Annotated in this window: 13 protein-coding genes and 1 pseudogene; 7 read left to right on the top strand and 7 right to left on the bottom strand. The window is 59.0% G+C overall.

The window, feature by feature from the left end; translation table 11 throughout:
- The first annotated feature begins 141 nt into the window (after nucleotides 1-141).
- The 6 genes and pseudogenes from ACZZZ4_RS02740 to ACZZZ4_RS02765 all read left to right on the top strand — a co-directional run bounded on the left by ACZZZ4_RS02740 (nucleotide 142) and on the right by ACZZZ4_RS02765 (nucleotide 6,841).
- Nucleotides 142-858 (top strand): RDD family protein, encoded by a 717-nt coding sequence (locus ACZZZ4_RS02740; RefSeq protein WP_463547196.1) that lies wholly within the window; start codon nucleotides 142-144, stop codon nucleotides 856-858.
- Nucleotides 855-1,832, top strand: a complete 978-nt coding sequence (locus ACZZZ4_RS02745) for a stage II sporulation protein M (RefSeq protein WP_463547197.1) — start codon at nucleotides 855-857, stop codon at nucleotides 1,830-1,832. Before ACZZZ4_RS02740 ends, ACZZZ4_RS02745 begins: the two co-directional genes overlap by 4 nt.
- Nucleotides 1,819-3,355: pseudogene (locus tag ACZZZ4_RS02750) on the top strand (DUF4129 domain-containing protein). The gene ACZZZ4_RS02745 and the pseudogene ACZZZ4_RS02750 overlap by 14 nt, the downstream one beginning before the upstream one ends.
- Nucleotides 3,352-4,515 carry a DUF4350 domain-containing protein gene (locus ACZZZ4_RS02755; RefSeq protein ID WP_463547198.1) on the top strand — a complete coding sequence of 388 codons (1,164 nt, stop codon included), beginning with the start codon at nucleotides 3,352-3,354 and terminating at the stop codon, nucleotides 4,513-4,515. The pseudogene ACZZZ4_RS02750 and the gene ACZZZ4_RS02755 overlap by 4 nt, the downstream one beginning before the upstream one ends.
- Entirely contained in the window at nucleotides 4,512-5,513 is a 1,002-nt protein-coding gene (locus ACZZZ4_RS02760) for an AAA family ATPase (protein WP_463547199.1), read from the top strand. The genes ACZZZ4_RS02755 and ACZZZ4_RS02760 overlap by 4 nt, the downstream gene beginning before the upstream one ends.
- Complete coding sequence (locus ACZZZ4_RS02765) at nucleotides 5,510-6,841, top strand: DUF58 domain-containing protein (RefSeq protein ID WP_463547200.1); 1,332 nt, start codon at nucleotides 5,510-5,512, stop codon at nucleotides 6,839-6,841. Before ACZZZ4_RS02760 ends, ACZZZ4_RS02765 begins: the two co-directional genes overlap by 4 nt.
- On the opposite strand, the gene ACZZZ4_RS02770 is transcribed toward ACZZZ4_RS02765, so the two are convergent.
- From ACZZZ4_RS02770 to ACZZZ4_RS02795, 6 genes are all read right to left on the bottom strand, one after another.
- The gene (locus tag ACZZZ4_RS02770) at nucleotides 6,842-9,028 is read right to left on the bottom strand and encodes a hypothetical protein (RefSeq protein ID WP_463547201.1); all 2,187 of its coding nucleotides are present in this window, start codon (nucleotides 9,026-9,028) and stop codon (nucleotides 6,842-6,844) included.
- A gap of 1,815 nt (nucleotides 9,029-10,843) precedes the next feature.
- Nucleotides 10,844-14,968, bottom strand: coding sequence for a Tc toxin subunit A-related protein (locus ACZZZ4_RS02775; RefSeq protein ID WP_463547202.1), 4,125 nt, complete (start codon nucleotides 14,966-14,968; stop codon nucleotides 10,844-10,846).
- A gap of 55 nt (nucleotides 14,969-15,023) precedes the next feature.
- Nucleotides 15,024-18,635, bottom strand: a complete 3,612-nt coding sequence (locus tag ACZZZ4_RS02780) for a Tc toxin subunit A (protein ID WP_463547203.1) — start codon at nucleotides 18,633-18,635, stop codon at nucleotides 15,024-15,026.
- A 140-nt stretch (nucleotides 18,636-18,775) separates the two neighbouring features.
- Nucleotides 18,776-22,024, bottom strand: coding sequence for a hypothetical protein (locus ACZZZ4_RS02785; protein ID WP_463547204.1), 3,249 nt, complete (start codon nucleotides 22,022-22,024; stop codon nucleotides 18,776-18,778).
- A 188-nt stretch (nucleotides 22,025-22,212) separates the two neighbouring features.
- Nucleotides 22,213-22,572, bottom strand: a complete 360-nt coding sequence (locus ACZZZ4_RS02790; protein ID WP_463547205.1) for a PilZ domain-containing protein — start codon at nucleotides 22,570-22,572, stop codon at nucleotides 22,213-22,215.
- A 229-nt stretch (nucleotides 22,573-22,801) separates the two neighbouring features.
- The gene (locus ACZZZ4_RS02795; RefSeq protein WP_016773461.1) at nucleotides 22,802-23,188 is read right to left on the bottom strand and encodes a tetratricopeptide repeat protein; all 387 of its coding nucleotides are present in this window, start codon (nucleotides 23,186-23,188) and stop codon (nucleotides 22,802-22,804) included.
- A 172-nt stretch (nucleotides 23,189-23,360) separates the two neighbouring features.
- Here ACZZZ4_RS02795 and pyk point away from each other — a divergent pair, with 172 nt between their 5' ends.
- Nucleotides 23,361-24,812: a pyruvate kinase gene (gene pyk / locus ACZZZ4_RS02800; protein ID WP_024014116.1), complete on the top strand. Its 1,452-nt coding sequence runs from the start codon at nucleotides 23,361-23,363 to the stop codon at nucleotides 24,810-24,812.
- Nucleotides 24,813-24,980: 168 nt separating this feature from the next.
- On the opposite strand, the gene ACZZZ4_RS02805 is transcribed toward pyk, so the two are convergent.
- Nucleotides 24,981-25,724: an enoyl-CoA hydratase-related protein gene (locus tag ACZZZ4_RS02805; RefSeq protein ID WP_463547206.1), complete on the bottom strand. Its 744-nt coding sequence runs from the start codon at nucleotides 25,722-25,724 to the stop codon at nucleotides 24,981-24,983.
- Between the last annotated feature and the right edge of the window lie 14 nt (nucleotides 25,725-25,738).

Consider the following 25,738-nt stretch of genomic DNA (forward strand, 5'->3'; position numbering starts at 1 on the left):
GCTCGCTCCCACAAGGGCCAGTATCGTCAGCCTCTACGGAGTGGTTACACGCTGTGCAATACATAGTGATGTCGTTTCCCCCCGAGAGGCTGCTAGCATCAGGCGCACTTGCATCCCGGACAGGCGAACATCAGGTAGCCCATGCTCGAACACACAGCACCGCCAAGGAAAGCATCGCTGGATACGCGGCATCAGGTCGAAACGCCGGAAGGCATTGATCTGCCGTTGCGCCCTGCCGGGTTGATGGTGCGCGCCGTGGCATTTGCCATCGATCTAGGGATCCGCGGCCTGATTCTGGGCGTGCTGTTTATCGCACTGGCATTTCTCGGCAAGCTGGGCATGGGCCTCGGCTCTTTGCTGCTGTTTGCCATCAGTTGGTGGTACATGGTGCTGTTCGAGGTACTGCGTCAGGGCCGCTCGCCGGGTAAACAGTGGATGGGCTTGCGCGTTGTGCACGACGACGGCACACCGATCGGCTGGTCGGCCTCATTGCTGCGCAACCTGCTGCGCTTCGTCGATCTGCTGCCCTTCGGCTATTTCCTCGGTGCGCTCAGTTGTCTGCAACACCCGACCTTCAAACGCTTGGGCGATATTGCTGCCAGCACGTTGGTGGTTTACAGCGAGCGGCCGCTGAGCCGTCCGCAATTGCCTGACGCCGAACCTCGTCGCTGCCCCTTTGCGCTCACGCTCAGCGAACAACGCGCGGTGCTCGGTTTCGCCGAACGTCAGGCGCAGCTGTCGCCGGCCCGGGTCAATGAGCTGGCGGCATTGCTGGCTCAGCCGCTGCACATTTCTGCGCACAAAGCGGTATCCGAACTCAACGGCATTGCGCGCGGTCTGTTGGGGCCGACGCCATGAAGCAGAGCCTGTTCGAAACCCGCCACAAGGCCGAATGGGAGCGCTTCGCCGTGGCGCTCGAACACCTCGAACACGGCAAGGACACTTCGCAAGTGGCCGCTTTCCCCAAGGCCTATCGACGCCTCTGCCAACATCTGGCCCTGGCCCAGGCGCGCGGCTACAGCAGTTTTCTCATCGACTCATTGCAGCAGCAAGTGCTGCGCGGTCATCAACAGCTGTATCGGCATCGCAGTCGGCTGGGTGCGCAAATCATCAGTTTTATCCTCGCCGACTTCCCGCGAATGGTGCGTGAAGAGTGGCGCTTCGTCGCGGTCGCCAGCCTGCTGTTCTTCGGCAGCCTGATCGGTTTCGCGCTGCTGGTTTACCTGTTCCCGGAACTGATCTACAACCTGATCCCGGCCGATCAGGTGCGCGAGATGCAAGGCATGTACGACCCTGTCGGCGGCCACCTCGGCCGCTCCGCGGAACGGGCAGCCAGCGAAGACTGGGTGATGTTCGGCTATTACGTGATGCACAACATCGGCATTGCCTTTCAGACCTTCGCGAGCGGTTTGCTGATGGGCGTGGGCAGCGGTTTTTTCCTGCTCTACAACGGCATGATCATCGGCGCGGTGGCCGGACACCTCAGCGAAATCGGTTTTGGCCAGACCTTCTGGTCGTTCGTGATCGCTCACGGTGCATTCGAACTGACCGCCATCGCTCTCGCCGGTGCAGCCGGCCTGAAGCTGGGCTGGGCGCTGATTGCACCGGGGCGCCTGACGCGCAGCGAGGCACTGCGCCTGGCTGCGCGCAAAAGCGTAATGCTGGTGTGCGGGGTCATGCTGTTCTTGCTCATCGCTGCATTCATCGAGGCTTACTGGTCGTCGAAAACCAGCGTCACGCCGCTGACCAAATACGCCGTCGGCGCCGCGCTGTGGCTGGCCGTTGCGGTGTATCTGCTGTTTGCCGGAAGGACCCGCCATGCGCCTGAGTGACGCCAGTGTGGTGATTCGACCGCGCACGACCTGGGAAGCCATGGACCTGGGCGTGTTGATGAGCCAACAGCACCGCCGGTTATTAATGACCAGTTGGGCGATCGTCACCCTGCCGCTGTTCGCCCTGCTCAGCCTGTTGCTGTGGGATTCGCCATCGCTGGCGGTGTTGATTTTCTGGTGGCTGAAACCGGCCTATGAACGCCTGCCGTTGTACATCCTTTCCAAAGCGCTGTTCGGCGAAACGCCAACACTCAAGCAAGCCTTGCGTGAATGGCCGCGCCTGCTCAAACCGCAATTGCTGGCCAGTCTGACCTGGCGCCGGCTGAGCCTGAGTCGCAGCTTTGTGCTGCCGGTGACGCAACTCGAAGGTCTCGACGGCGAGGCCAGGCAACAACGGCTGCAGGTGCTGCTGCAACGTAACGGCGGCGCCGCGCAATGGTTGACGATTATTGGCGTGCATCTGGAAACCGCGCTGTGGATCGGTTTGATGCTGCTGTTCTATATGTTGCTGCCGCAGCAGATCGAAACCGATTGGGACTGGCAGTCGCTGCTGCTCGCCGCCGATCAGGACTGGCGTTGGCTGGAGCATCTGACCAACGTTTTTTATGCACTGATCCTGGTGGCCTGGGGACCGGTATATGTCGCCTGCGGTTTCAGCCTGTACCTGAACCGCCGCACACAACTGGAAGCCTGGGATATCGAGCTGGTTTTCCGCCGTTTGCGCCAGCGCTTGAACAACGGCGTGCTCGGGATGTTGCTGGCGGCGTGTCTGCTGCTGCCGAATCTGCAACCGGCATGGGCCAGCGATGCGCCGGATGCTCCAAGGTTGCTCAATCAGCCGCTGACCAGTCAGGCCTCGCGCGACAGCATCCAGTCGCTGCTTGAGCAACCGCCGTTCAAGAACAAGGAAAGCGTCACCCGCTATCGCTTCGGCGACGACCCGGCAAAACCCGCCGAGAACCAGCAACCGGGTGAGGCACCGCAGTGGCTGAAACCTGCTCGGCTGGCTCGACGGCCGGCACCTCGATAGCCTCGCCGGCGTGATTGAAGTGCTGCTGTGGGGCGCGCTGATAGCCGCGCTGGGCTGGTTGATCTGGCGTTATCGCGAATTTCTCCAGGCTTTCGTCAGCCGCCGCCCGAACCTGCCAACGCGCCGCAAACTAGCGGCGCCGTCACAAGTCTTCGGCCTTGATCTGAACCGTGAAACCCTGCCGAATGACATCGCCGCCAGCGCCGAACAGTTGTGGCTGAGCGAACCTCGCGCCGCGCTGGGCCTGCTCTATCGCGGCCTGCTGAGCCATCTGCTGCATGATTTTGACCTGACGCTGAAAGCCGCCGACACGGAAAACCAGATCCTCAAACGCATTGAGCAATTACAACGCCCGGACCTGCTCGCCTACAGCCGCAACCTCACTGCTCACTGGCAGAACATGGCCTACGGGCATCGGGTTCCAGCCGCGCATCTGCAAGCAGAACTGTGCGACGGCTGGCGTGAATTGTTCAGCAAAGGATCCGGGCATTGAACCGGCGCATCGGCTGGTTGTTGGGTGCGCTGGCGCTTCTGCTGCTTGGCGGTTTGAGCCTGTTCCTCTATCTCAAGGCCCAGCCGTATCAGGAAACCATTGATCACGGCCCCTCGCCTGCCGCGCAAGCCAATCCTTACTTGGCGGCGGAAATGTTCCTGAGCGAGCGCGGCCTCTCGGTCAATCACGCCGAGACCCTGGCGGTGCTGCCGCAGATCGATCCGCATAGCCACACTTTGCTTTTGTTTGGCGAGCGCGCGCGGATGACGCCGCGTGAAGTCGATCAAGTGCTGAACTGGACTCGCGCCGGCGGGCGGCTGGTGTTTGTTGCCGAGTCGCTGTGGGATGCGCAAACCCGGCAAAGTAATGATTTGCTGCTCGACCGGGTGCAACTGCAGCAATCGCTGAGCAAGGATCTGAAAGATCCTCCGGAAGCAGTGGAAAAGGACCGCTTCCCGAAACTGACCAAGCTGTACCTGGAAGACGAAGATGCGCCGGCCTACGCCGGGTTCGACACCGACTTCCACCTCGACGACCCCAACAATGTCGCGCAAGCCTGGGCCAACAGCGCCAAAGCCACGCACATGATGCAACGGGTGTACGGCCTCGGCACAGTCACCGTGGTCACCGATGCCGAGCTGTGGAAAACCCCGACCATCGGCCAATACGATAACGCCTGGCTGCTTTGGTACCTGAGCGCCGACACCGACGTCACGCTGATTTACAACACGGCGCACGACAGTTTGTGGTCATTGCTCTGGCGCTATTTCCCGCAGGCCATCGTCGCCCTGCTCGCTTTGATCGGCCTGTGGCTGTGGCAGGCCGGCGTGCGTCACGGCCCGGTGCAAATGCCGGCGCCAGCAGGCCGCCGACAGTTGCTCGAACATCTGCGCGCCAGCGCCGATTTCCTCTTGCGGCATAACGGCCAGGAAGCCTTGTTGCAAGCGCTGCAGCAAGACATCCTGCGCCGCGCCCGCCGCCGCCATCCCGGTTTCGATCAATTGAATGTGGCCGAGCAATGGCTGGCGTTAGCGCGCCTGACCCGGCAACCCACCCGCGCCATCAGCCAAGCCCTGAGCCCACGACCGAAGCAGCGATTGTCCAGCGCCGAATTCAGCCGTCAGGTCGCTCATCTGCAAACCTTGAGGAACGCGTTATGACTGAACAGATCGAGCCCGGCAGCGCGACGCACGCCGCCCAGCAACGCCAGCGTGCCAGCCAGTTGGCGCAGGCGGTGCGCAACGAATTGAACAAGGCCTTGATCGGCCAGGAGGCGGTGATCGACGATGTCCTGACCGCACTGATCGCCGGCGGCCACGTGCTGCTTGAAGGCGTGCCCGGCCTGGGCAAGACCTTGCTGGTGCGGGCACTGGCGCGATGCTTCGGCGGCGAGTTCGCGCGCATCCAGTTCACCCCGGATTTGATGCCCAGCGACGTCACCGGTCACGCCGTGTATGACCTGCAGACCGAACAGTTCAAGCTGCGCAAAGGCCCGCTGTTCACCAACCTGTTGCTGGCCGATGAGATCAACCGCGCCCCGGCGAAAACCCAGGCAGCGTTGCTCGAAGCCATGCAGGAACGGCAGGTGACACTCGAAGGTCGCGCCCTGCCCATCGCGCAACCGTTCATGGTGCTGGCGACGCAGAACCCGATCGAACAGGAAGGCACTTATCCACTGCCGGAAGCCGAACTCGACCGCTTCATGCTCAAGGTGCGCATGGATTATCCCGACGCCGATCAGGAGTTGAACATGGTCCGTCAGGTCTGTCGTTCGACCCGCGCCGACATGCTCGATGTGCAACCGCTGCGCACGGTGTTGCAGGCCAAGGATGTCCAGGCCCTGCAACGTATCGCCAGCGACTTGCCGCTGGATGATCAGGTCCTCGATTACGCCGTGCGTCTGGCGCGCAGTACGCGCACCTGGCCGGGGCTGACCCTCGGCGCCGGACCACGCGCCTCGATTGCACTGGTGCGTTGTGCCCGTGCCCGGGCGTTATTGCGCGGCGGCGAGTTTGTCATTCCGGATGACATCAAAACCTGCGCGCTGGCGGTGCTGCGCCATCGCGTGCGCATCGCGCCGGAGCTGGACATCGAAGGCCTGCAGGTCGATCAGGTGCTTGCGCAATTGCTCGACCAAGTGCCGGCGCCGCGCCTGTGAAACCCTCGCGACTGCTGCTGATCTGGCTGGCCGTGCTGCTGGTGGTCAGCATGGTGCTCGGCACTTTGCAGGCTTTGCAGCTTGAAGTTCCAAGTAGTCTGGTTTCGATCAACTGGGGTTTGCTCCTGGCGCTGTTGGCGCTGGCAGTGATTGACGCGGTGCGCCTCAGACGTTCGCCCTCGCCGCTTATCAAAAGGCAGGTGCCCGGCAGCCTGGCACTGGGGCGCTGGGCAGAGGTGCAACTGGAAGTTGCCCATGAGTTAGCCGAGCCACTGAACATCGATCTCTTCGACCACGTCCCCGAGGGCCTCGCGTTCGAACATCTGCCATGGGCCGTCGAGCTCCAACCCGGTCATGTCAGCCGGATCACTTACCGTTTGCGCCCGACCAGACGCGGGCATTTCCGCTTTGAACAGTGCGAAGTCAACCTGCCGAGTCCCTTGGGCTTATGGTCAGGCAAACGCCTGATCGAGGTCGCCGACCAGACCCGCGTCTACCCCGACTTCGCCCGGCTCTACGGTGGTGAGCTGTTGGCGGTGGACAACTGGCTCAGCCAACTCGGCGTGCGCCAGCGGCAACGTCGCGGTCAGGGCCTGGAATTTCACCAACTGCGCGAATTCCGTGAAGGCGACAGCCTGCGCCAGATCGACTGGAAAGCCACGGCGCGCCAGCGCACACCGATTGCCCGCGAGTATCAGGACGAGCGCGACCAGCAAATCATCTTTCTCCTCGATTGCGGCCGACGCATGCGCAGCCAGGACGATGAACTGTCGCACTTCGACCACGCGCTCAATGCCTGCCTCTTGCTCAGTTATGTGGCGTTGCGTCAGGGCGATGCGGTGGGATTGAGTACGTTTGCCGATGATCAAACGCGCCATGTCGTGCCAGTCAAAGGCAGCGGGCAACTGAACGTGCTGCTCAACGCGGTTTACGACCTCGACAGCACGCAACGTCCTGCCGATTATCAAGCCGCCACCAATCAACTGCTGACACGACAGAAGCGCCGGGCACTGGTCGTACTGGTGACCAACCTGCGTGATGAAGACGATGAGGAGTTGCTGAGCGCGGTCAAGCGCCTGAGCGCACAACATCGGGTGCTGGTCGCCAGTCTGCGCGAAGAAACATTGGATACGTTACGCCAGACACCGGTGCAAACCTTGCCCGAGGCATTGGCTTACTGTGGCACGGTGAACTACATGAATGAACGGGCAGAACTCCATGAGCGGTTGAGCGCTCATGGCGTTCCGGTGGTGGATGTCCGGCCTGCCGAGTTGGGAGCTGAACTGGTTACGCGGTATCTCAGCTGGAAGAGAAGTGCAGCGCTTTGATCATCTCTCGATCAGCACGAGCACAGATCCGCTGCTCGAGGTGCCGTCAGGATTCTCGACTTTGACGTCAAGGGAAACGGTTTCCGACAGGTCCATCACCTTCCAGGAGGTTTGGAATTTACCATTGCCATCTGTACTGGACTCAATTAATGGCCTCCTATTAATGGAGACAAGAATGTTTCTTTTCGGCATCGGCTCTCCAGAAGCCTTGTCTACGATCAACGCAGTCATGTTTACCCAGTCCATTACGAAAGCCGGATTCGGCTTAGCGATCACGGACTTCACAGCCGCTGGACGCTCAACGACAGTCAGTGCCAGCCAATTCACATCCCAGCCCGCAACCCCTCCCGTTACCGTCGCCCACAGGGCCGCCTCCCCCGGCGCCTCCAGGATGAAACTAAGCGTGGCCCAGCCGTCGGCTCCCGTCATGGTCGCCGGCATGGCTTTATTGTCGTAATCCCACATCACTTCGACATTGCTCAAAGGATCGCCGGTGATAGCCGAAACCACCAACGCCTGAACGGTGATCTGTTGTCCCGGATAACCGGAAGGTTCATCACAGACCAGCTCTTTAATCTCCCGAGGCTCATGGAGAAAAAACGGCAACGAAAGCGACTCCGAATACAGCGCATCCCCCGCCCTCGCCGCCAACGACGACGCGCCAGTAGTGGTGGGCACAAAAGCAATGCTCGCCACCCCGTGATAGTTGGTAGTGGTGATCCGCTCACCGAAATCCGGATGGCTCCAGACCACTGTTTTGCCGCGCATCGCCTTGTTCCCGTCATTCGAGACCAGCGTAATCTGCTCGGATACGGTGTCACCCCAGAACAGTGTCCGAAGGACTCGCGAGCGCTCGGCGATGGTCATCATTTGCGAGCCTTCGCCCACCGAGACGGCATGAATCGGCGACAGACTTGCCAGATCTTCGGCTGCGCAATAAAAACCGAAGCTACCGTTGTTCTCGTCGCCAACGCTGAAGTCGTACACAAGGCCGGAATCGCTGAAGGGTTTCGGGACACCCAATAGGGAGTCAAGACCGCGGATGCCAAATGCAGATGGCCCTCTGTCGGCAATACCCAGGCTCAGATTGCGCTCGAATAACTGACTTCCCTCGTCGGCATTCACTTCGATCCGGTAATCAAGCAAGCGACGTGCGAACAGGACTTTTTCACCAAAGGGCGCTGGCTCTCCACCGTCAACGCTGATCGTGAGGCCCTTCCACGGATCGCTGGCCAATGCCCTGACCTTCATCGAGCGCTGTTCAGAAGAACCGTTGTAGGGGCTGATGATCGCTGCGGTTATTTGCTGCTCGCCGGCGCGTGCGGGCACATGGGCATGACCGCTCCAACCCTCGTCATCGGTTGACTCGACGTGCTCGGAGAGCCCCGTCCACTGCACAGGGATTTGTCCGACGCCAAGCCCTGAGAATGCCGATATCACTTGTGCCCACAAACATAGCGGTTCTTCACCCACCACCGGAGTCACCGGGGTCTCGTGCCATTGCGCAATTCGCAGCTTGTTGTGCGCCAGCTCCATGGGTTTGCCCTCGGACGAAAGGGTCAGTTGCGGCAGCGACACGGTTAATTGGAACTTCCCGGGCCGGGCGCTACGGGAGAAATCCAGCGACCAGACAAAACCACCGTCAGTCAACTTCTGCGTCGAGTCCAACGCTGGAAATACTTTTGCGTCCAGTTCTTCTGCCGAGGTTCCCGACCATACCAACGCGATATCCAGTCCGATGAGTGGACTCAAACCCTGGGGCAGGACCTTGAAGTCGTGCACCGCTGCGAGACATGGATATAAAGGCTGTACATCCAGCGCGGCGCGGATCTGGTCGAGCATCAGGCTCATTTCCAGATTCAGATCCTGCTGGAACAGCCGTCCCGTCAGTTCACGATCAGGCTCGCCGCCCTCGATGTGCAGCTTTAATTGAAAAAGACTACTGACGTTACTGTCGGCGGCATTCAGCGTCCATTTCAGGCCTTGTTCGGTGAGGGGTTTGCGCACGCCCAATTCGGAAATCTGCATTCCGATCCCAGGATCGGCGTCGCGCCAGTGCAGACTGACGTTTCGACCCAGCCAATCATCGGTAAGCGGAAGAATCTGCAGCTCATGTTGCTGCCCGCGATGGCAGAGCAGGCCAAGGGTGTTGCGCTCGACCTCGACACCATCAAGCAAAATCTGCACCCTGCTATTCCAGGGGCTGGTCGCGATCGCATTGACCTTGAATGACCAAGGAACGGATGGCGCTTGGGGATGCGCCCTGACGCTGACATTGACGGTGGTTTCCTGCACCTCCAACGGCTTGCACCACGCCCCCGCCCAGCCGTCGCTGCCTGAGGTCGTATGGACGGTTTGGCCCCCGGCATGCTCCATTCGACCTGCGCGCCGATGACGCCGTTTATATCGCCGCTGTCGGTGCGATGAATAACCTGCAGACGCAGCAGTGCGCTTTCGTTTTCATCCAGCACTGGCGTCTTGTCGGGTTCGCGTACGTCGCCGATCTCGACTTTGTTGCGTGCCAGGAACATGCGTTTTATCGGTGACGGTTTCAGTAACTTGGAGCACACCAGAAACAGACCGAACTGGCCATCGACCTTGTCTTGCGCAGCAAGCGACCACCGCAGGCTGCTCGCTGGTTCTTGCCATTCACCCAGTGCCGGCTCGACAACCACCCCCAGTTCAATGGCAGGATCACCGGACCACTGCAGCGCAATCGAAGAATCTCGCAACGGGCTGCCGGCCGGTATCGATAGATCAAGGACATGCATCGATCCTCGATTCGGGTAGCCGTCCGCCGGCCATTCCCTCATATCACCGTTTTCGAAACACACCACGTGTTGCCAAGGGCTCTCACCAAGAACCTTGACCGCAAAGTCCTGCGTGGCCACCCCTGTGATGTCATAAAGACTTTCAACCGAAGCCTGTATCACCACATCGCCCACATGCTCGAGGGTGGGCGAATAATCGATATACGCCCAACCCTGCTGATCGGTAACGCAGGCGCCAATGACGTCACCGGCGATCGACCAGTTTACAGTTCGCCCGCCAACGCCCCGAGCGGTGTAAGGCGACACCACTTTCACCCCCAGGGAAACACTTTCGCCGAGCAGCGGGTAATAAGCAGCCTCTCGCGTTTCCTGAAACACCAGACGGTGATGTCCTAAAGACACCTGCATCGCATAGGGCTCGGCGGTGTACTGATTGATCAGGTTCAATGTAAATGCATAGTCTTGCGCATCGTCCAGAAGCGGGCAGGTGATGACCCATCCATCGGTCAGTGGCTGGTTGGTTTCCCAGCGGGGCTCAGCAGTGACTGCTCGCATGGGATTGTTCACAATGGCCAGTGCGGCCTGAGTGCCGAGCCACGGACTATCATCCGCCAGGCAGAACCGGAGCCGGTGTTCGTTGAGGAACTCGGAGCCCAGGCACAGATAAAGCGGAGCGCCGGCCGCGCGGGCATGTTCATCCAGGATGATGCTCTGCACTTGCGGGTCCTCAAGTTCCAATTGCAGGTCAATGCAGGTGATGCAGACTTTTTCCCGTGAGGAAGGGGCGTTTTTCGGACTGCTTATCTCGATTCGTAAAACATCGCCCGCAACAAACGATGCCATCAGCGGTTCACGGAAAAGGTTCGGTTTCAAATCCAGCGGGAGCCCGGCGTTGAGACGGATCTGGTCCTGTTCGCGGTCGCGGGCGTTGCCGGACGGGAGCTCGAAGTGCTCGACCCGGACGCCATTTTTGTACACCGACAGCCAGCCCGGCTCGGTGTGTCGGGTTTCCCAAAGGAAACTCAGGACATAACGCGCATTGTCAGCCGATGACCTGGGCAAGGTGATGTCCTGCCACGCTTTGCCTTCGTTACGCGCAGCCAGAAAGGATTGATCCTTGCCCAGATAAGGCTCGGACTCCTTATCGACGCGCCCCTGCTTCTGCCACTGTTTCAAGCCCTGGAGAAACTCGCCATCGTTCACCAGATTCTCGCGTGCATGAATGATCGCTTCAGGCATGACCGCGCCCTCCCTTGCCTGCTGCTTCGGCGTTTTCTTCCGCTTCAATCACCAGATCCATGACTTTTTGGGTAAACGTCGGGTCGCCGGCTCTGGCTGTGTAGTGGATCTCGAAAATAATGTCAGTCAGGCTGGCAAGCTGTTCCGCCTGGCGAGCCCGGTCAAACCAGGGGCAATACAACGAGAAGCTGCCGATCAGGCCTGTGAACTGGAAAGGCCGCAGCAGGCCCTCCTCGGGTTTCACCGCGGACGTACCGTCATCACCGACGGCCAGCGAAATCGCGATCTGCTGACCGCTGCGCACGTTATGCACAACATCGGCAGGCGCTACACCCGCCGTCGGATCGAGCAGATACTGTACCGATTGCACCGTCGCCTCGGTGGCCGTCATGTTGCTGATCTGCGTCAGAATCATTCGCGTGTTTTCGAATGGCCCGGCGACGACCGGCAGCGTGACCGCCACCGAACTGATCTGACGGCAGTAGTGACCCGGATAATCACGATCGAAGAGCAACTGCGTGAGTCTGAATTCCAGTGACCCGGTATCGCATAGCTGCTTCAGCGCGTGCGCCCAGTTGTCGATACCGGGTTGACGGTCACTAACGTCATCACACAACGAGCGCAACGAGATGGTCCTCACAAATTGCAGCTTCAGCTCGGTGCGCTGCACATACTCACGCTCGAGCAGCAGTAGGTAATTGCGCAGATGATTGGCGGCGGTCAGTCCATGATATTGGTCATGCAACACCTGGGGCGGCGGGGTTACTGCGTAATTGCCCGTTTCCGCGCTCAGTGACGCCTGTGCGCTGAGGCACAGGCTGACCACCGCATCGTAGGCCTGATAGTGCAACGCCTTGAGCTGGCCGAGCATCCAGTTGAACAGCTCGGCATAGGTCGCACGTTTTTTCAGGAAGTTGTACATCGTCACCGCCTGACCGTTCGCCCTGAGCGTCTGTGCGAGGTTGATCCGGGCAGCGGCCACAGCATGATTCTGCGCTACGATTTGCGCGTCGATTGCGCGTATCTCCGCCAGTGCCTGATCACGTTGCAGTGCCCAGTCATTGCGTCGCCGGCGATAGGTTTCGTTGGTGCCTTGTTTGTCGGCATCCGCCTGCGCGCCGATCGACAAAATATTGAATATGTCGGCAGAGGCAAACAGTAATTGCTCAGGCAGCGCGCCCCCATTGGACATGCCGAAAATCTTCGGCAGCGCTGCGACCGCTCCGCCCGCTGTTCTGAGCGCAGAAGACTGCATCGCCAGTTCCTTGGAGCGTTGCAGGTTGGACATGACTGCGTACTCGGCGTCCGATACGTTTTCTTCGTAGCGTGTCGCATACGCTTGAGCAAGCTCGACGGCTTTTTGCCGATTTTCGGTAAGCGATACGACTACCGCCTCCATCTGGGCAATGGTCTGCTCTTGCACAGTCAGCGCGTAATTGCCCAGCTCGACGAGATGGCTTTGCTGCAGTTCCTCTTGTTCAGCGCGATCACGGCGCTCCAGCACGTTGAGTATCTCTGCGGCAAACTGCTGCATGGTTTCCACCGCCCGCAAGGCGAGCTCGAAGGCTACCCGCCAATAGAAAGCGATGACCCGTGTCTGCCCCATCGACCGCGGTCTGCCATTGTTGCCGGCTGCCCGGTCACGCAGCAGCTGGTTGGGATCAGCCGGCGGGCTGAACAACGGTATGTCCAGCGGACGACCGTCAATGGTCAGATTGTTTTGCAGATTGAACAGGCGCTTGCGCGGCGCCTCGATCCAGCCGACCAACACCTGATTGATCGGAATTTTGAAAGGGCCGCAGGCCAACAGGCCCAGCTGTGGTGCGACATCGGAGCCGGCGGAAATATCGGCCAGACTGAACTGAAATTCGCTTTCAAACTTTTCCAGATCCGGGCGTTTGCTGCATTCTTCCAGCAACGCCCCCAACGTGATCGCCTGCCAACGGCTGACGGTACTCCCCGAGGGTGGCTTGCCCATAAAAAAACCGGCCTGTACGTAACGCAGATGGGCAGCGGCAAGACTTTCGCGAGTCAACTGGCGGTAATACCAGTCTCCCCATGCCATCAGGTTTTTCACGTATTCGACGAATACTACAAGCCTGTAATGTTTCGGCTCGGAATAGGCGATGGCATCCGGATCCAGCGGCGCAAGGCTCTCGGCGCCAGAGCTTCCTGGACCGGTCAACGGACGGCAACGCCAGTAGGCTGGACGGGGATTGGGCACCGTGTCGGGGTCGGCAGGAGCGTGGGGAGCGAACAGATAATGCAGCCATTGCTGCGCATCGCTGAACCGATCCTCATCGCGCAGTCGTGTTGCCACGAGATGTACCGCGTGGAAAAACAGTTCCCAGAAGAACAGGCCATTGGCACCGTCAAAAGGCCCGTTGGGTTCTTCGAATGCAGGAAAGCCTGTAGGACCCGGTTCTTTCAGGTGCTGCGTTTGCCAATCCAGAACCGCGTCCGGAGAAATATTGGCGCGCTGCACCAGTTCGGGGCCGAACAGGGAATTGAGCCGCACATACTTGAGGGCGTAGTCCCCGCCCAGGTTGAGGTCGAGAAACTGCGCCGCGTCGACGGTGTTTTTCAACAGGGTTGGCGGGATGAAGTCCGTCAGGTCGACGATGCTCAGATGGAATTTTTTCGTGCCGTATCCCGCTGTGTCAGTGCCCAGCGAGAAACTCGTGGGGTTTGGCCATGAGCCTTTTGCCCGCGTAAATTTTCCCAGTGGCATTGTCCAGTTGCCTGCGGTGTTCTGCGCGGTCTCGACAGGCAGCGGATCACCAGCCGTCGGATTCCCGAGGATTTTCAGCCTCATCACCACGTCCTTGCCATCCAGTGGGGTTGGGCGGCATAGACCATCGACGGTCAGCACATCGTTTTCACCCACTCGCAACGCGAAGACATTCAGATCCAGATACAGCGTCATGCTGCCGGCCGGAGCATCTTCGCTGACGATGCTGACCTGACTGCCGAGTGGGTGCTGAACTGTCTCGGCAGTGAGGAAGCGGTCGTCCCGGGCAGACGTCAGCCAGGCGCCTGAATCCGTGACAGGGCGCATCAGTACATCGAATACAGCGAGGTGGTTGAATGGCTTGGGCTCTGGCTCGCCCTTTTCCGGGTCGCCATTCTCATCAACTGGTACTTCCATCACCGTCCCCGTCAGCAGCACCCCCAGCTTGCCTTTGGGGTGTTGATGGTCGGTCGAGACCGTGGCGATCAGCCGGACCGGGTCGGGTCTCGTCACTGGGTTGGCGTGCTCTGAACTGTGCAGGCTCAGCGGTGCCGACCACTGGCCGTTCTCGGTCATGAACGCCAGGTTGATGTCCAGCTTGTGGGGGATGAAGTCTTCTGCGGTTTTGCCGGTGACTTTGTCACGCCACTGTGCCCAGACCACGCAAAGCCGGCCGTTCCAGATCAGCGGGCGCATGTCCAGGACACCGTTCACCGCTGGAATATCGACCGCTTGCCATTCATCCCAGGCCGCCGGATTGACCGCGCGACTGCTCTTGAGCAGTTCGACGCGAACCTTGCGTACGTAGTACTGGTACGGAGGGACGCGTTCTCTGCCGATGAAGCAATAAACAGAGTCGGCAGGCTCGAGGCCGTCCATGTAGCCACTGATCACATCAAGATTGCAGATCCGCTCGAAGGCTTGCAGATAGTTGCGCAGCGCAATCAGAACCGAATCGGCACTGAGGCGGGTCTGGTTGAGATCGTTTTCGAGAACCCTGAACAGGCTGGTTTTGCGTTGACGCACATAGGCGTTGATATAGCTGGAAGGATGAGTCTGGATCAATTGCGCTGCGGCCCATTCGGAATAGGTTCTGTCCAGCTTCCAACGCTCAAGCAGTTCGGGGTTGAAGGTGTGATTTTGGTAACCTGGCTCAAGTTTGTGCAGTGCCGCATCGATGAACTGCTGAGCGCAACTGGTCGCCTCTGCCACATAGGAGGTTTCTACGGCCAGGGTGTTTTGCACGTCGGTGCGAAACAACTCCGACAGATCCGCCTCTGTCTTGAGGAAATCATGCCCGGATTTGCGCGCGAGTGCGCCGATGCAAAAATCGATCAATGCCGAGCGGTGTTTCTCCAGCAACGTGCCAGTGACATGCGAGTTCATCGTCCTCTCTCCTTGGAATATGGCTTGAGTTCAAATGTGTGAAAAAGCGATACCCTCAGGAAGCCGGCTCGTTATCTGCGAACGTGATGGGGTCGAAATAGGCTGTATTGCCGCTATCCGTGCTTTTCACGATGATTTCGAACGTGCCGCCGGTATGACTGGAGACGACTACCTGTGAGCGGCCTTGCTCATCGGTAACGCCATGATCCGGTTCAATGATCGCGACCCCTTTGCCGGGCGCTCGCAATCTCCAGCTCCACTCAACCTTGCGTTTTTTGCCGGGATTGCCGTAGTCATCCAGCAACTGAATGCTGAATGCGACAGTCTGGCCGATCCGGACACTGCCAGGCGGCAGCTGTGATGTCTTCTCAGGCGTCATGGAGGTCAGGTCCACGACAATATCAACGGGGTCTGCGGGTCTCGGCTTGAACAGCGCAGGCCAGAAGAGCGGTGTTTCTCTGCCCGGCAATGCCCCCGGCGTGAACGTCGCGGTGAGTACACCCTGTAGATTGGTGTCGTTGCTGACAATATCGCCCAGGGTCGTTTGCCAGTTCAGGCGAAGGCCACTGATCGGCTTGTTATCGGCGTCGGTGACAGTAACGGTATAGACGGCTTTTTCACCGGGTTTGTTGGCGATGACCGTGGCAGGGCTCAATGTCCAGACCACGTTGACCAGTTGATCGAGATCGCCCGCCCGCGGAATAACGGGAACCAGCGGTTCGTCGCTGAGCCAGGCGAACTCGGCAGCCGCTTCATAGGCATTGCCGACGTCTTCTTCCGGCAGCTTGCCGATCAGGAGAATGGTCTTGGCATCCATACCACTCTCTGCAGACAGCCTGCGCAAGCGCATCAGAACGTCCAGCTGAGCGAGATTTTTCAGCACCTTGGTCGTCGGCACTATGTGCAGGAGACATTCATGCACGTCTTGCACACTCCAGCCCAAAAAGAGCGCCAGCCTGATTTCCGCTGCCTTTTGCGCCAGCGTCAGTGCATCACCGCTGAGACCTTCACGCAGCTCATTGACCTCTTGAAAATAATCCAGCAAGTCCTGCTCAGGCTGCTCGCTCATGGTGATCGCCTGGGTCATCACCGTCAGGTAGTAAAGTGTGGACAACGAAAAATCTTCCGGCAGATGGCCGATCCAGGCCTGAGCTCCATAGGCCAGATAGTCCTCCAGCAGATTTGCGCTCAAGTCGAGCTGTGTGACGATTTCACTGAAGCGGCGCACTTGGGCAAGAACTCCAAGCAGTTCAGGGGGACTTTCAGTGCGTGCGCGACGCGGCTGTTCGGCTTCGGTCATCGGCAGGTCTTTTATCTGACGCAATAACCCGGCCACCGTCGCGCCAGCCCAATTGAGCGTTGGCAGGACTTTCTCGGCTTCAATATTGGCGTAAACGGCAAGGGTTTCCTGGACAATCGATGACTGCGCCTCGCTGGCCTGATTGAAGACTGTCAGCATGATCGCGAGTGTCGTTTCAAGTTCTGCGGGGGGCAGGTCGCCGAGAGCGGTCCTGATCGCCCAGCGAAGTTTGTTCAGGACAAAGAGGCGGTATTGCTCGGCCGTCCCCCAGGGGGCCAGCAGCAGACCATCATCATCAATCAGGGGCTGCAGACCTGCGGCCTCGATCGACAGCAATTGCACCCAGCTGTCGACCCTTGCAGCTGGCACGCCCGCCATCATCAGGGCGCTCTCGGAAAATAGCGCTGCGGGCAGCAGGCCGCGAACCTGTCCAAAAAACTGCAAGTCGCGATCCGTTGCTTGGCTCACCGGCAACAAAGGCGAGACGTGCTGCAACATCCAAAGCACCGGCAGATCGCTTTGACGGCACCACTGGACACAGGTGTGCATGGCTTCGATCAGGTGCAAGACATCCGGACCTTCTCCAGCGGGATCGATGCTCGGTTCTCCCGCCAGACCGTCAAGCCACGCTTTCCCTCCGAGCAGGCTCAACAGCGAAATCGCTTCTACGGGGGCGATCCCGAACATTCGCGCCAGTGCCACCAGTCGATAGAAGCTCGAAATGACTGCCCTGCTGCGCGACAACTTTGGATCGGGCGTATAGGCGCTGGCCACGGCGAGAGCCAGATAGGCGTAGGTCTGAAGGCTGATACCCAGTGCGCTGCACAATTGACTGATTGTCAGGTCGACAATACCCGGCGCGGGTATCCAGTCAAAGCCTTCCCCGTCAAGTACAAAAGGGGCCCTGTGACTTCCCTGACTATTGAAGATCCGGTCGAACTGCGAGAGTGCTTCGCCGCGACCATAGATCGCCAGTTGGTCGACGAACACAGCGAAATCCGCCGCAGAACAGTTGTAGTGCTTGCGCAACCGCTGGAACAGGCCCAGACCATGAACGACGTTTTCGGAGATCGCCCACTGCTCGTTTCCCGCGCCGCGACGCTCGGCGTTGATCAAGGCAGCCACGACGTCATCCACTTCGCCACTGGGCATTTCAAACCACTTGTCCAAGCGTAACTTGCGGTTCATCCGGTCGAAACCGTTCAGGCCCTCAGCGGTGTGGGGTGCCAGGTAGATTCGCGCGTATTGGCTGACACCGTTATAGAAACCGATACCGGGATGCTTACCGCCATTGATATAAACCGAACCGTAGCGTCCGCTTTCGGATGTGCCGTCATCATCGGTGTCGTATTGCACATTTGGCGAGCGTTCCGATTCGAAAGCACCTACCGATAACAGACGCGTCAGCCTTGGCGTATCGAGTTCCGTCCGTTCGCAAAAAAACATGACCTGATTTAGGTTGCCGACATCCGTGCCTTCAACGCCGAAGTTGTCGGCGTAAAATCTCCTATAGATTTCGCCGTCAAACGGGATGAAAGGCTCTGTCAGAAGCTCGCGCTGGTAGGGCCCCAGGCCCGTGTCAAGGGCCCATGCCGCCCCGGATCCGGCGATCCAGTCATCCGAACGCAGGAAACCCGGGGCCAGCAAATCGGTAGCCCGCACAAAATCACCTGCCAACAGCTCATGGGAACGCACCACTTCTTCAATGGTGCTCCAGGGTTTGTAGTAGGGCAGACCAATGGGATAACGCGCGGCAATCATTGCCTCCTGCTGATCCTCTATCGGTATGTACGAGTCGATGAAAGCCTGCAGGATCGAACTACTGACTTCGACCGAAGACACGCGCTGGTTCGTCGACTGCTCGTCGATCACCAGGCGCTTCAGGTCCGCTCGCCGATCGTGCAATGGCTTGGTTGCGGGGTCGCCTGCAACCTCGATCTCGTCAACGAGCTGGTACAGGTAGACCAGATACGCCGCTCTCGAATCAATGGCCTCGGGCGAACCCACGGGACACTTCTCTTCAAACTGGGGTTTGAACAGGCGCTCCAGATTGGGACCGTCGACAATGGAAAGCAGCCCACTAAAAGGCTCGGCTGGCGCCTCGGGGCTCCCGCGCTGGGTGTGCTCGATGTACTGGCGCAAGATATACGTGGCCATAGAGCGCAGTGGCCGGATGATTTTTTGCGCATCAACGGGACTTAGGCCATATCGGCTGATCAAGCCCTCGGCGTTGTGTTTAACCAGCGGGAAAATCGAGCTGTCCTGGAGGTCGGCACGCAGCTTTGCCAGGCCGGTGTTCCCAGCGAATGCTGACTCACCGAATATCTGGTCGAGCAATTGCTGAGCGGGACGAAGCGTATCTGCCATGATCGGTATCCTTGGGTATGACGGCGCTGAACCACTTCGCCAATTGTCCGGAGCGACGTCGGATTGACTGCAATTAAGCGCTCATGGCTGCCAATTGTCGCCTGTCAGAACTGACAGGTTTATCTACCGTTCATCGGGTTCTACCGACGCTGTTTCGCTGGCGCGTCTCCAGCATCAACCTCGAAACGGGAACTCAGCACGCGCTCTGATACCGTTTCTCCTTCGTCATCAGTGAGCGTCTGGTGAAACCAGTACCAAGTGCCACCTGCCGGCAGCGATTGTCCTGACTGGCCCTGCCATTGCCCTCCGTCCACTGGAACGTGCTCGAGCCAGACCACCTCAGGATTGAACCAGCTCACCAGATGGCCGAGACCAGGGCGACCATGTCCTCGGAACCAAGGGTTGCGATCAACCTGGCGCCCCGGTTGCGGCGCCTCTATGATTGGCAGATAAGTGCCCACCGCCAGCTGCTGCAGGGTCGGCTCAGATTGAAACTCTGCGGATGAAGCAATCACCTGCAACGCGTGATTGCCGCCTGCAACACTCAGGTTCAATAGCATCGACCAGGTGCGATTGTCCGCAACCACGGCCTCTCCCCGGGCATCGCCCAGTGTCGCCAATACTTTGTCGCCGGGTACGCCAAAACCGCACACCCACACTCGCCTTCCTACATGATCGTCGGCGGTTGGGGTCTCGATGGCGGGAGCATTCGGGACAACCCTGTAGCTTCGTATCGGGCTTTCTTCGGACCGGGTCCCCGCGAACGATTGCCGGGCCCACAGTTGATGGTGACCCGTCGACTGTTTCAACTCCGAGTACCAGGAGCCATCAGGCTGGACCTCGATATCGGTAGCCAGTTGCACGTTCGCATCCACGTCCCATATTTCAACCCAAGCGCCGCGCCAACCGGTGCCCTCAATCCTGCCATCGCGCGTCATCGTGCCGTCCTGCTTCGGAACGGTAATCTGCGGGGCGAGTAGCGCTACCGTGAAGGAACGCGGATCACTGGGCTCGGATTTCTGCTCCTCCAGCGTTTGCCGCGCATCAATGCTGTACCCACGCCGCGGCAGATCGGTCAGGCTGATCGACCAGGGGCCATCTGCGGTCAAGTCCAGTTGCCCCAGTACATTGCCATATTGCGCATCGCGCAATTGCATTGAGGCGCCGGCCATGCCGTTGCCGCCGGTCACAATCAGATCCGCTGCAACCACGGCACCTTCCAGCGGTGTGGCGATCTGCGGTTTCAGCATGTTCCGTCTGACGGTGAAGTCTTTTCTGACCGGGCCCGACTCCTGTTCGGCAGCAAACTGGGTGACGCTGATGGTGTAATTCCCAGGAGCAAAACCACCGGGTTTTTCGTACCGCCATTTATTCCCGTCTGTTTCAGCCACGTAGCGGCCTTCGCCGTTGAAGGCCAGGAGGACCTTTGCCCCCTGCCAGCAGGTGCCGGTAAATATTGGCGACTGGCCGTTTTCTTGTGGATCGTTCAGGCCTGGCGCCTGAGGCGGGATGGAAAACACATACTCGAGGTGCGCAGGCGAATCTACATCCCCAATGGATTGGTATATGAAGATTCGCTGATCTTTCGTCGGCCCCAGCTCCTTTGGAGTAGCGCTGGACCACCGCTCATTCCGCACAGCGGCATCAGGAGCAAATTCCAAGCCGTCAGGATATGTAAACCGGACAGTCGCACCTGGGTAGCCCTTGCCGCTGAACACCGGACGATAGGCAGGGGTATGAGTAACTTCGCTGACCTGTGGCAGCGAGTGTCTGACTTCAAATTGACAAGCATGCGAGTCGATCCAGTCACTGGCGTTATCGGCGATCTGCTGCACAACCTCGACTGAATAATTGCCCACTCCCCAGCCTGTTGCTGTTACGACCCAGGACCCATCTTTTTGCACGTTGACGATGGGAGGCGTGTTCGGTGGCGTGGTGCCAGGGAAACTTTTGACGATGAACCGGATCCGCGTGTCGAGTTTCGGGTTGTAGTGGCCGGCGCCGGAGAACTGCACTGTCTGTGCGGCTGGAAATTCGTAGTGTGGTATTTCCAGCGCAGGAGGACGAATGCTAAAGGCGTGGGCCTTGAATGCCCCGGACGAGAGACCTTGGAGCGTTTGTTTCACGACAAGAGAGAGCGGACCCGGTGGCAAGCCTTTCAACTTGACGAGCCAATGAGTGTCTGTCAGCGCCTCACTTGTACCTAACCGGACGTTGCTCAGATCCTCAAAAACTTCTACCTTGGCGCCGGGAAACCCATTATCGCCTTCAAGGTCGAAAGCCGCGTCTTGCACAACTTCGGAATCAATGGCGGGAAAACCCAACATCCTCAAGGCTACTTCGTTTGAGTAAGTGCTGGAGTGACCGGCCGATACGTTTTTTGCTCTGACTAAAAAATCACCGGAGGGGACGAATATCCCTGACTTAAGGGGAAGCTCCCAGGTGTCCGTGTTGGAATTGTCGCTAATGGTCAACGGAACATTATTATTGCGCGCGTCCTGTACCGAAATTTCTGCTTCCCTGTTACGAGTTCCCTTGAACACCAACTGAGAGTGATTCACCAAGGTATTTGCCGAGGGTGAGGTTATTGCACTGTGCACTGTTCGAATCGTGACGGAACTGGAGAGAATCGATCTCTCAGAACCTATATGCTGGATCGCATAAAAAGACGTAATGTCCGAGGGCAATGTAATAAACGCAGCCCATTTACCGTCCCTTGTCGGAATCGCGGTGCCCAACGCGACTGAATAAGGACCACGCAACCCTGACAGATAGATAATACCGCCAGGCAGATGACCGTCGCCCTCAACATTGAAAGGCATACTGACCAGTTCATCTGTTTTCGGCGATGTTATGACAGGTGGCGGTGCGGGAATAATTTTTTGATTCCAGCCCTCCCCAGGCTCAACGTCGTTATTAGTTCCGTCATAATCAACACGCATTTGCAGATAAACTTCTACACCATAGTCTCCAAGTGGCACGCTCAGGTGAATGACGTAATTATGCCACTGCGTGTCCTGGCTCATCTTGTCCGGTGAGTTTATGCGTTGATATTCACCCGCTTTGAGCGCCAAATCAATATTGGCGCGATACCAGTTACCATATCGGGTAGTCATTTTGTACATCAAGGTTCTTACATAAATTCGTCCATTTTCAAACTTGTATTGACACTTCAGTTCGGTTGTCAATTCAGTCACGCGCGGGTGAGTCTGATAAAGGGTAGTGGCGACAGCGTTGGCCCAGAACACATCGGAATATTGTTTCCCCTCGGCCACACCTGCGAAGGAAGCCTTATCAGCGAGAGATTTGTCCGTTAAGCGGTTGGTGTGAGCTTGATTCTCGCTCTCCTGCTCATTCCCGCTCTTGGATTTTCCAATCTCGTCGTCCATTTCAGTGCTCCTGCGCAAGTAGGCAAACTTGCACTGAAGCTACGGGACTGCGGAATGAGCGACCACTGGCAATTCTGACAGTCAACAAGACCTTATTGGCATTAAAAACGTCCTGACAATAGCGAAACAATTATTCAACCGGCGGGCGCACGCTCGATAACTGGCTACCTGGACTCAGGGGAATCTAATCAAGCCGATGCCGGCAGCGGTTGAAAACTGAAGTAGCGCTGCAACGCCAACACCAGTTGGCCAAATTCCGCCGGCGCACGGCGCAGGATGAAACCGGCGTCGTAATGCAACGGGGTGGCGTCTTCATGGCACCACACGCAGCAGGCGCTGAAATCGATCACTTGCTGGCTGCCATCGCGGGCGGGGACCTTGAGGCGTAACTGGAAATCCACCCCAACCATCATCGGCAACTGGCTGATCAGCATCAGCCCGTCCGCCGACACATTGCCGAGAAAGCCGACAGGTTTGTCGGTGACGCTGTTGAAGACTCTGAGGTAATACGGCAATTGGTGCCGTTCGATCCGGCGGTCGGTAAACATGATGTGCTGTTCGCCATGCAGGGCTCCGCAAGGAGCCGCACCTGTGCTTCGGAACGAACCTGTGCGGCAGGCCCGCTCTCCCCGCTTCCGGTGTGACGCTCGCATAGCGCCGTCACCTTTACCACGGCCAGTCGCAGGTGTTGCGCCGCCGTCGAGACAAGGCTCGCAAGCGGTTTCCTTGACTATAGCGGAGCTTGTACAGAGGGCCAGATTTTGTACGACAACGCCGTCAGAAGCGTGTCGGCCGCACCACCGCAGCGGCGCTGCGTGTCGGGTAATGGCCCAGGCTCTGCAGGGTTTCCAGACGTGCGCGGGCGCGGTAGGCGTATTCGCTGTTCGGGTATGAGGCGATGATGAACTGGTAGGTCTGCACCGCGTCGATGTACAGCTTCTGCCGTTCCAGGCACTGGCCACGCATCATCGACACTTCCGGCCACACATACGGGCGGGCGCGGCTGGCGCGTTCGACCTTGGACAGTTCGAGCATGACCTGCTCGCAATTGCCACGTTCATAGGCGCTGTAGGCGTTGTTCAAATGATGGTTCATCGACCAACGGGTGCAACCCGTCGCGGCGAGGACGCTGAGGGCAAGGGCGGCAATGGGCAACAATCGCATAGGGGTTCTCCTGTCTTGTGCTCTGTATCGACCCCTGGTCGGAAATCTTCAGGCGCGCTGAGCGCAAAGTTGCCGCGTTCAATAAAGAAAACGATAAGTAGTGCATTCGAACAATGACTACACCCTTCGAGCATAGTAGCCTCTGCCTGCGCTTGAACTCAGGAGTCTTTGCATGTCCGTCCGTCGTACCAAAATCGTCGCTACCCTTGGCCCGGCCAGTAACTCGCCGGAAGTTCTCGAACAGCTGATTCTGGCTGGTCTGGACGTTGCCCGTCTGAACTTCTCCCACGGCACCCCCGACGAGCACAAGGCTCGCGCGAAGCTGGTGCGTGACCTCGCGGCCAAGCACGGCCGCTTCGTCGCCCTGCTCGGCGACCTGCAAGGCCCTAAAATCCGTATCGCCAAATTCGCCAACAAGAAGATCGAGCTGAAGATCGGTGACAAGTTCACCTTCTCCACCAGCCATCCGTTGACCGAAGGCAACCAGCAGGTGGTCGGCATCGACTACCCGGATCTGGTCAAGGACTGCGGCGTAGGCGACGAGTTGCTGCTCGACGACGGCCGCGTGGTGATGCGTGTTGAAACCGCCACCGCCACCGAACTGCATTGCGTCGTGACCATCGGCGGCCCGCTGTCCGACCACAAAGGCATCAACCGTCGCGGTGGTGGTCTGACCGCGCCGGCCCTGACCGAAAAAGACAAGGCCGACATCAAGCTCGCCGCCGAAATGGAAGTCGACTACCTCGCGGTGTCCTTCCCGCGTGACGCCGCCGACATGGAATACGCCCGTCAACTGCGCGACGAGGCCGGCGGCACTGCCTGGCTGGTGGCGAAGATCGAACGCGCCGAAGCCGTGGCCGACGACGAAACCCTCGACGGCCTGATCAAGGCCTCCGATGCGGTGATGGTGGCCCGTGGCGACCTCGGTGTGGAAATCGGCGACGCCGAACTGGTGGGCATCCAGAAGAAAATCATTCTGCACGCACGTCGCCACAACAAGGCCGTGATCGTCGCGACGCAGATGATGGAGTCGATGATCCAGAATCCGATGCCGACGCGCGCCGAAGTGTCCGACGTGGCCAACGCCGTGCTCGACTACACCGACGCCGTCATGCTCTCGGCCGAATCCGCCGCCGGTCTGTACCCACTGGAAGCCGTACAGGCCATGGCGCGCATCTGCGTCGGCGCCGAGAAGCACCCGACTGGCAAGACCTCCAGCCACCGTATCGGCAAGGAATTCAGCCGCTGCGACGAGAGCATTGCGCTGGCGACCATGTACACCGCCAACCACTTCCCGGGCGTCAAAGCGATCATCGCGCTGACTGAAAGCGGCTTCACCCCGCTGATCATGTCGCGTATCCGCTCCTCGGTGCCGATCTACGCGTTCACTCCGCACCGCGAAGCCCAAGCCCGCGCGGCGATGTTCCGTGGCGTCTACACCATCCCGTTCGACCCGGCCTCGCTGGAACCGCACGAAGTCAGCCAGAAAGCTATCGATGAGCTGACCAAGCGCGGCGTCGTGGAAAAAGGCGACTGGGTCATCCTGACCAAGGGCGACAGCTACCACACCACCGGTGGCACCAATGGCATGAAGATCCTGCATGTCGGCGACCCGCAGGTCTGAGTGACCGGCAGCTGAACGCAAAAGCCCCGCCAAGTGACTGGCGGGGCTTTTTTGCTTAGATTCAACAGATAATTTGTCTGGTAAGGCCCTTTCGCAAGCAGGCTCGCTCCCACATTTGAAATGCAATCTCCTGTGGGAGCGAGCCTGCTCGCGAAGGCGTCTCAAGATTCAGCGAAAAAACCCACTCAACGCCGCCACCGCCTCTGGCGAACGCAGCCGCTGGGTGAACAACCCGCCCTCCTCCTCGATCACTTTGCGCAGCAGCTCGCGATCGGGCGCTCGCATCAATTGCTTGCTGATGCGCACCGCTTCGGCCGGCAATTCATCAAACCGCAGGGCCACTTCCCGAGCCTTGCTCAAGGTCGCTTCACCGCTGTCCAGCGCTTCGGTGGCAATCCCCCACTGCGCAGCCTGTTCGCCGTTGAAGCCTTCCCCAAGCAGCAATAACTCAGCCGCTTTCGCCTGCCCGAGCAAACGCGGCAGGATCAGGCTGGAACCGAATTCGGGACACAATCCGAGGTTGACGAACGGCATGCGCAGCCGCGCATCGCGGCTGACATACACCAGATCGCAATGCAGCAGCAGGGTCGTGCCAATCCCCACCGCGGCACCGGCCACGGCGGCGATCACCGGTTTGCGGCATTCGAGCAGATTGAGCATGAAGTGAAACACCGGGCTGTCGAGGTCGCTCGGCGGTTGCTCGATGAAATCGGCGATGTCGTTGCCGGCCGTGAAGCACTCGGCGCTGCCAGTGATCAGCACAGCATTGATTTGCGGGTCGCTGTCGGCCTGCTTCAATGCTTCGGCGAGGCGGCTGTACATAGCCCGGGTCAGGGCGTTTTTCTTGTCCGGGCGGTTGAAGCGCAGGGTCAGCACACCGCGTTCGCGTTCCAGCAGGATGGCTTCGGTCATGGCGTGTCTCGCGT

The organism is Pseudomonas sp. AC252, from assembly GCF_979258105.1.

Excerpts from the sequence above, each read along its gene's own strand:
- ACZZZ4_RS02790 (WP_463547205.1), bottom strand. The coding sequence starts at position 22,572 with ATGTTTACCGACCGCCGGATCGAACGGCACCAATTGCCGTATTACCTC.
- ACZZZ4_RS02780 (WP_463547203.1), bottom strand. The coding sequence starts at position 18,635 with ATGGCAGATACGCTTCGTCCCGCTCAGCAATTGCTCGACCAGATATTC.
- ACZZZ4_RS02740 (WP_463547196.1), top strand. The coding sequence starts at position 142 with ATGCTCGAACACACAGCACCGCCAAGGAAAGCATCGCTGGATACGCGG.
- ACZZZ4_RS02775 (WP_463547202.1), bottom strand. The coding sequence starts at position 14,968 with ATGAACTCGCATGTCACTGGCACGTTGCTGGAGAAACACCGCTCGGCA.
- ACZZZ4_RS02795 (WP_016773461.1), bottom strand. The coding sequence starts at position 23,188 with ATGCGATTGTTGCCCATTGCCGCCCTTGCCCTCAGCGTCCTCGCCGCG.
- pyk (WP_024014116.1), top strand. The coding sequence starts at position 23,361 with ATGTCCGTCCGTCGTACCAAAATCGTCGCTACCCTTGGCCCGGCCAGT.
- ACZZZ4_RS02745 (WP_463547197.1), top strand. The coding sequence starts at position 855 with ATGAAGCAGAGCCTGTTCGAAACCCGCCACAAGGCCGAATGGGAGCGC.
- ACZZZ4_RS02805 (WP_463547206.1), bottom strand. The coding sequence starts at position 25,724 with ATGACCGAAGCCATCCTGCTGGAACGCGAACGCGGTGTGCTGACCCTG.
- ACZZZ4_RS02760 (WP_463547199.1), top strand. The coding sequence starts at position 4,512 with ATGACTGAACAGATCGAGCCCGGCAGCGCGACGCACGCCGCCCAGCAA.
- ACZZZ4_RS02785 (WP_463547204.1), bottom strand. The coding sequence starts at position 22,024 with ATGGACGACGAGATTGGAAAATCCAAGAGCGGGAATGAGCAGGAGAGC.